Source organism: Guyparkeria hydrothermalis, assembly GCF_023555375.1.
GTDB lineage: Bacteria > Pseudomonadota > Gammaproteobacteria > Halothiobacillales > Halothiobacillaceae > Guyparkeria > Guyparkeria hydrothermalis.
Genome location: NZ_JAJSEE010000008.1, coordinates 95,217 through 101,280, shown reverse-complemented (window position 1 = coordinate 101,280; position 6,064 = coordinate 95,217). Strand labels below are relative to the sequence as shown.

General features: G+C 65.9%; 6 protein-coding genes. 5 read left to right on the top strand and 1 reads right to left on the bottom strand.

Going from position 1 to position 6,064, the window contains the following annotated elements; genetic code table 11:
• Positions 1 to 7: 7 nt before the first annotated feature.
• Positions 8 to 1,408: a M48 family metalloprotease gene (locus tag LV475_RS10720; protein WP_250106300.1), complete on the bottom strand. Its 1,401-nt coding sequence runs from the start codon at positions 1,406 to 1,408 to the stop codon at positions 8 to 10.
• A gap of 251 nt (positions 1,409 to 1,659) precedes the next feature.
• Between LV475_RS10720 and LV475_RS10715 the strand changes: the two genes are divergently transcribed.
• The 5 genes from LV475_RS10715 (at position 1,660) to ilvN (ending at position 6,034) form a co-directional block, all read left to right on the top strand.
• Positions 1,660 to 1,980, top strand: coding sequence for a rhodanese-like domain-containing protein (locus LV475_RS10715; protein WP_250106299.1), 321 nt, complete (start codon positions 1,660 to 1,662; stop codon positions 1,978 to 1,980).
• 64 nt (positions 1,981 to 2,044) lie between these two features.
• A complete protein-coding gene (locus LV475_RS10710) occupies positions 2,045 to 2,281 on the top strand; it encodes a sulfurtransferase TusA family protein (protein ID WP_250106298.1) in 237 nt (78 codons plus the stop codon).
• Positions 2,282 to 2,479: 198 nt separating this feature from the next.
• Positions 2,480 to 3,427, top strand: a complete 948-nt coding sequence (locus tag LV475_RS10705; protein WP_250106297.1) for a hypothetical protein — start codon at positions 2,480 to 2,482, stop codon at positions 3,425 to 3,427.
• A 392-nt stretch (positions 3,428 to 3,819) separates the two neighbouring features.
• Complete coding sequence (locus LV475_RS10700; RefSeq protein WP_250106296.1) at positions 3,820 to 5,520, top strand: acetolactate synthase 3 large subunit; 1,701 nt, start codon at positions 3,820 to 3,822, stop codon at positions 5,518 to 5,520.
• Between the two features lie 13 nt (positions 5,521 to 5,533).
• A complete protein-coding gene (gene ilvN, locus LV475_RS10695; protein WP_136867103.1) occupies positions 5,534 to 6,034 on the top strand; it encodes an acetolactate synthase small subunit in 501 nt (166 codons plus the stop codon).
• The last annotated feature ends 30 nt before the right edge of the window (positions 6,035 to 6,064 follow it).

Below are 6,064 nucleotides of genomic sequence, written 5' to 3'. Positions count from 1 at the left end.
AGGGGGTTCAGTCGTCTGTCTGGCCGGCGCGACGTTCGATTTCCTGCAGGGTGGACTCGATGCGTGCCTGGGCGCGCGGGTTGTTGGCCGTGAAGGTGTAGGCGGTCTCGAGCTCCTGATGGGCGGCGACCAAGTTGTCCTTGAGCAGGAAGTAGCGGCCGAGTTGCTCGTGGTGCTCGCGCGGTCGGTCGGCCGCGCTCGCCGCGCGGGAGAGGGTCAGCGCGGCCTCGGCGTCCCCGGGGCGCGCCTCGACGGCGCGGCGGGCGGTTTCGTAGGCGGTCTCGGCATCGCCCCGGTCGAGCATCCAGTCGACCTCGACGCGCAACAGGGTCGTGTCGCCGGGATAGAGCGAGATGAGGTCGTCGAGGATGCGGTCGGCCGCCTCGGTCTCGCCCACGTCGTTGAGTGCTCGCGCGAGGGGCAGGGCATACCAGCGGTTGCCCGGGTTGGAGTCGTAGAGCGGGCGCAGCTTGTCGATCGCCTGATCGTGTCGCCCCCGGCGCTGGGCGGCGACGGCCTGGCGATAGGTCTCGTCGGCCGGGTCGAGGGAGAGGCCGCTGCGGCCGGTGAGCGCTGCGAGCCGGGCCCGGGCGAGGCGGAACGATTGGCTGTCGCTTGCACCGAACCGGTTGCTCGACAGGCCGGCGAGGCGGTCGCGTATGGCGCTGATGCGCTCGCTGTTCATCGGGTGGGTGCGCAGGAACTCGAACTGGCGCCCCGGATCGGCGCCGGCTCGCCGTTGCAGGGTCTCGAAGAAGCTGGCCATGCCACGCGGGTCGATGTCGGCCCGGCGCAGGGTGTCGATGGCGATGCGGTCCGCCTCGCGCTCGTGCATGCGCGTGTAATTAATGGCGCTCTGTGCCGCGCCGGCGATACCGGCCGTGGCGACCGCCGCGCCCAGTTGCGGGTCGATGGCGCCCAGCAGGATGCCGGCGATGAACCCGGCCACCGCGGTCATGCTGTTGCCGGTCTGTGCGGCCACCATCTGCGCGATGTGTCGCTGGGTGGCGTGGGCGATCTCGTGGGCGACCACGCCGGCGAGCTCGCTCTCGTTTTCCGCGGCCAGCATCAACCCGGAGAACACCGCGATGTAGCCGCCGGGCACGGTGAAGGCGTTGATCATCGGGTTGTCGACGATGATCATCTGGGGGGCGAACTGCGTGTCGTTGCTCGAGGACATCAGGCGGATGCCCAGGTCGTTCAGGTAGGCATCGAGCAAGGGGTCCTCGATCACGCCGCCGCGGGCGCGCAGTCGCTCGAATACCTCGGCGCCGATCTGGCGCTCTTCCGCCGGCGAGAGCACGGTGTCGACCGGGTTGCCCAGCTCCGGCAGTTGCGCGTCGGCACGGCCCGGCAGGCTGATGAGCAGCAGGGTCGCAAGCAGACAGATAATAAGATGTCGTGTCATCGGTGGTGTCGTGTCGTGGGTGCGCTGTCGTGCATGGTGGGGGCAGGGTATTCGTTGTGCGTTATGACCGTGGGGCGCGCGTCGGGTTTCGTCCCTTGAGCCGGATAAATGGACGCGGCGCGATACTCGCCGCTAAACTGCGGCGCACTCCCTTATATGGGGAAGGTCCGGCATGCGGCGTGTGATGACTGGTTAACCCGTGTCTCGCGGCGGTCGCGGCCTTCCCCGATCGAACCGGTTTGGAGAGGATTATGGCAGCCTACGAAAGCATCAGCCCCGATGAATTGAACGCCCGCCTCGGCGAGGTCGCGCTGTTCGACGTGCGCGGCCCGGCCGAGACGGAGCGCGGCATTATCGGAGGGGCCACCCTCGTGCCGCTGCACCTTGTGCCGATGAATGTCGACCGGTTTCGTGGCGATCGCGACGTGGTGGTCTACTGCCACAGTGGTGCCCGTTCGGCGCAAGCCTGCCAGTTCCTCGCCGGTCAGGGTATCGATCGCCTGTTCAATCTCGAGGGCGGCGTGATGTACTGGGCCGGTTCGGGGCTGCCGCTGGTCGCGCCTAAGGATTGAATCGCCCCGGTCCGTGCCGTCCGATCCCGGGCGGTTCCCGGATCGTTAACGAGAGGGAGTATCGATGAGCGAGGACATGCCGATCGAGGTCGACGCCCGCGGGCTCTCCTGTCCCATGCCGCTACTCAAGGCGCGCAAGGCACTGGCGACGGCGTCACCCGGGCAGCGGATCGTGGTGACGGCCACGGATCGTGGCGCGGAAAGTGATTTTCGCGCCTATTGCGAGCGGGCCGGGCACGAACTGGTGTCGCTCGACTGGCAGGGAGACGAGTTGCGGGTCGAATTGATCCGCGGTGAGTAATCCGCCGGCCTCGATGTCGGCGGCTTTCATGGGCCCCAGGGATGGGGTGTGACGTCGTTGTGCCGCGGCGTGGGTGTCGCCCCGGTGTAGTGGGTGCCGGCCGGGGGTAGGCGTTCGCGGGGGTTCTGGCGTATTGTCGGACTCGTCAAACGACAACAACAACGACAGAACGACTTTGACGCAAGGGAGTGATGAGCCATGGGGAACGCCCACCCGATCCGCCTGCTTCTGGCAGGTATCTTTATGTTCGGCCTGCTGTTTTCCGGACTGGTCCGGGCCGAATTCCAGCCGTTTATCGAGGGACAGACGCTCGCCGAGGGTGTCGATGCCGCCGCCGAGACCGTGCGCGGCAAGCTGGTCGCCGAGGGTTTCGATCTCGTCGGTGACTACGCGCCCACCGAGGGGGTGCGCGTGCTGGTCGTGACCAACGATACGCTGCTCGACACCGCGGCGCAGAGCCCGCGCGGCGGCTACGGTGCCGTGCTGAGCGTGGCCCTCGAGCAGACTGATGCCGGCACGCGCGTGTCCTACCAGCACCCGCAGTACGTCGCGCACGGATACCGCCTCGAGTCCGATAACGAGCCGGTCTTCCAGGCCATGGCGCGTGCCCTCGGCGCCATCGGCTACTTCGGTGCCGAGCCGATTTCCAGTACCAACCTGCGCACCTACCAGTACGCCTTCGGTCTCGAGACCTTCGAGGACCCGGTCGACCTGGGTGGCTTCCCGTCCTTCGATGCCGCCGATCGTCAGATCGGCGCGCGGGCCGACGACGAGGCGCGCGGCACGGAGCTGGTCTACCGCGTGCGCATCCCGGGGCGCAACCAGGTCGTCTACGGCATCGGCATGCATACCGATGACCCCAACGCCAACGGCGCGGCGCTGGTGCAGTCGGTCGATCACGACGCGCCGCGCGGCTATGCCTTCCTGCCCCATCCGGTGCTGCTCGATGGCAGCGAGGCCGAGACCCTGAGCCTGCGTTTTCGCATGGCGCTGTTCTTCCCCGACCTGCCCATGATGGGCGGCGATGCTTCGTTCTTTAAGCTCCGCAAGGCGCCCGATGCCATCAACCAGCTGATGATCGAGGTGGTCGACGGCGAGATCGAACAGGACGAGCCGAGCTCGGGTGGCGGCTTCGGTACCTTCTGAGTTCGATCGATGATCGGTTCGTGCCGCTCGTCGAGGGCGCGGCCATTACGCCCAAAGTGGTGAAATCTGACCAATAACACGTTATATTGGCAGGTCTACGATTGAGACCGCCGGGCCCTAACGGGCGCATCCGCGGTTGATGGCAGCCTGCTCGGCCGGTGATGATCTCACCGCCTGGGCGGGCTGCCGTCGTCATGGGCTGCGTTGATCGCGTTGCACTCTTTGCCTTCGGGCAAACTCAATGAGAAGTGGATGACCATCCGGGGCAGGGTCCCGGATGCGGGGACGGTTACCCCGAAATCGGACGCTCGCTCCGGTGGTTCGCCCGCCGTCGAGTCGATCGTCAAGCCATTTAGTCAGTGAAACGCGCAAGTTTCGAGGTGAGTACTCTCGTGGAATTGTCCGGCGGTGAAATCCTGGTCGAGTGCCTCAAGTCGGAAGGGGTCGATACGGTCTTCGGCTACCCCGGTGGGGCGGTCCTTCATATCTACGATGCCCTGTACCAGCAGGAGCAGGTCAATCACGTGCTCGTGCGTCACGAGCAGGGCGCGGTCCACATGGCCGACGGTTACGCCCGCGCCACTGGCAAGCCGGGCGTGGTGCTGGTCACCTCCGGCCCGGGGGCGACCAACGCCGTGACCGGCATCGCCACGGCGCACATGGACTCGATTCCGCTGGTGGTGTTCACCGGCCAGGTCCACAGTGCGCTGATCGGCAACGACGCCTTCCAGGAAGTCGACAACGTCGGCATCACGCGTCCCTGCGTGAAGCACAACTTCATGGTCAAGGACGTCAGCGAGATGGCCGAGACCATCAAGAAGGCCTTCTACGTGGCGACCACCGGTCGCCCGGGCCCGGTCGTGGTCGACATCCCCAAGGACGTCACCGACCCCAAGGTCAAGATCCCGTTCGAGTACCCGGAAAAGGTCGCGATGCGCTCGTACCAGCCGACCGAGAAGGGGCATTCCGGGCAGATCCGCAAGGCGGTCGACCTGATCGTCAACGCCGAACGGCCGATGATCTACACCGGCGGCGGCGTGGTTCTCGGCCGGGCAGGCGACGAGCTGACCCACTTCACGCAGAAGCTCGGCTACCCGATCACCCAGACCCTGATGGGCCTGGGCGCCTACCCGTCGAGCGACAAGCAGCACCTGGGCATGCTCGGCATGCACGGCACCTACGAGGCGAACATGGGCATGCACCACTGCGATGTCCTGATCGCCATCGGGGCACGCTTCGACGACCGGGTGACCGGCGACCTGTCCAAGTTCTGCCCGCACGCGAAGATCGTCCACGTCGACATCGACCCGTCCTCGATCTCGAAGAACGTGGTCGTCGACGTGCCGATCGTCGGCGCGGTCAAGTCGGTGCTCACCGAGATGATCGAGCTGATCAACCAGGCCGGCGGCGCGAAGAAGACGAAGGAGCTCGAGGCCTGGTGGGACCAGATCGAGCAGTGGCGCGGCATGAAGTGCCTCGACTACAAGTGGTCCGACGAGATCATCAAGCCGCAGTACGTGGTGCAGAAGCTCTGGGAGGTCACCAAGGGCGATGCCTTCGTCACCTCCGACGTCGGCCAGCACCAGATGTGGGCGGCCCAGTACTACGGCTTCAACAAGCCGCACCGCTGGATCAACTCGGGTGGTCTCGGCACGATGGGCTTCGGCCTGCCGGCCGCGCTGGGCGCGAAGTGGGCCTACCCCGACGAGGAGGTCGCCTGCATCACCGGCGAGGGCAGCATCCAGATGTGCATCCAGGAGCTGTCGACGGCACTGCAGTACAACCTGCCGGTCAAGATCGTCAGCCTCAACAACGGTTATCTCGGCATGGTCCGCCAGTGGCAGGAGTTCTTCTACTCCGGCCGCTACGCGATGAGCTACATGGAGTCCCTGCCGGACTTCGTCAAGCTGGCCGAGTCGTATGGCCACGTCGGCATGCGCATCGAGAAGCCGTCCGACGTCGAGGGCGCGCTCAAGGAGGCGTTCGCCATGAAGGACCGACTGGTCTTCATGGACTTCCAGACCGATCCGGAAGAGAACGTCTACCCGATGGTCCCCGCCGGCGCGGGCCTCAACGAAATGATCCTGGTGTGAGGGCGGCCTGACTATGCGACACATCATCTCGATCCTGATGGAAAACGAGGCCGGCGCGCTCTCCCGGGTGGCCGGGCTGTTCTCGGCACGCGGCTACAACATCGAGTCGCTGTGCGTGGCACCGACCCACGACGAGTCCCTGTCGCGCCTGACGCTGGTGACCAGCGGCGACGAACAGGTGATCGAACAGATCGTCAAGCAGCTCAACAAGCTGATCGACGTGGTCAAGGTCCAGGACATGGCCGACACCGCCCACATCGAGCGCGAACTGATGCTGGTCAAGCTGCAGGCCTTCGACGCCGTGCGCGAAGAGGTCTACCGGCTCGCGGACATCTTCCGCGGCCAGATCATCGACGTGACCGAGTCCAGCTACACCGTGCAGTTGGTGGGGCCGGGCAACAAGCTGGATGCCTTCATCGACGCGCTGGGCTCGATCCCGGTGGTCGAGATCGTGCGCTCGGGCGCGCTGGGTATCTCGCGTGGCCCGCGCGGCATGCTGATCCCCGAGGTCTGAGCCTCGGCCGAATTCCCTTACTTTCAAGTA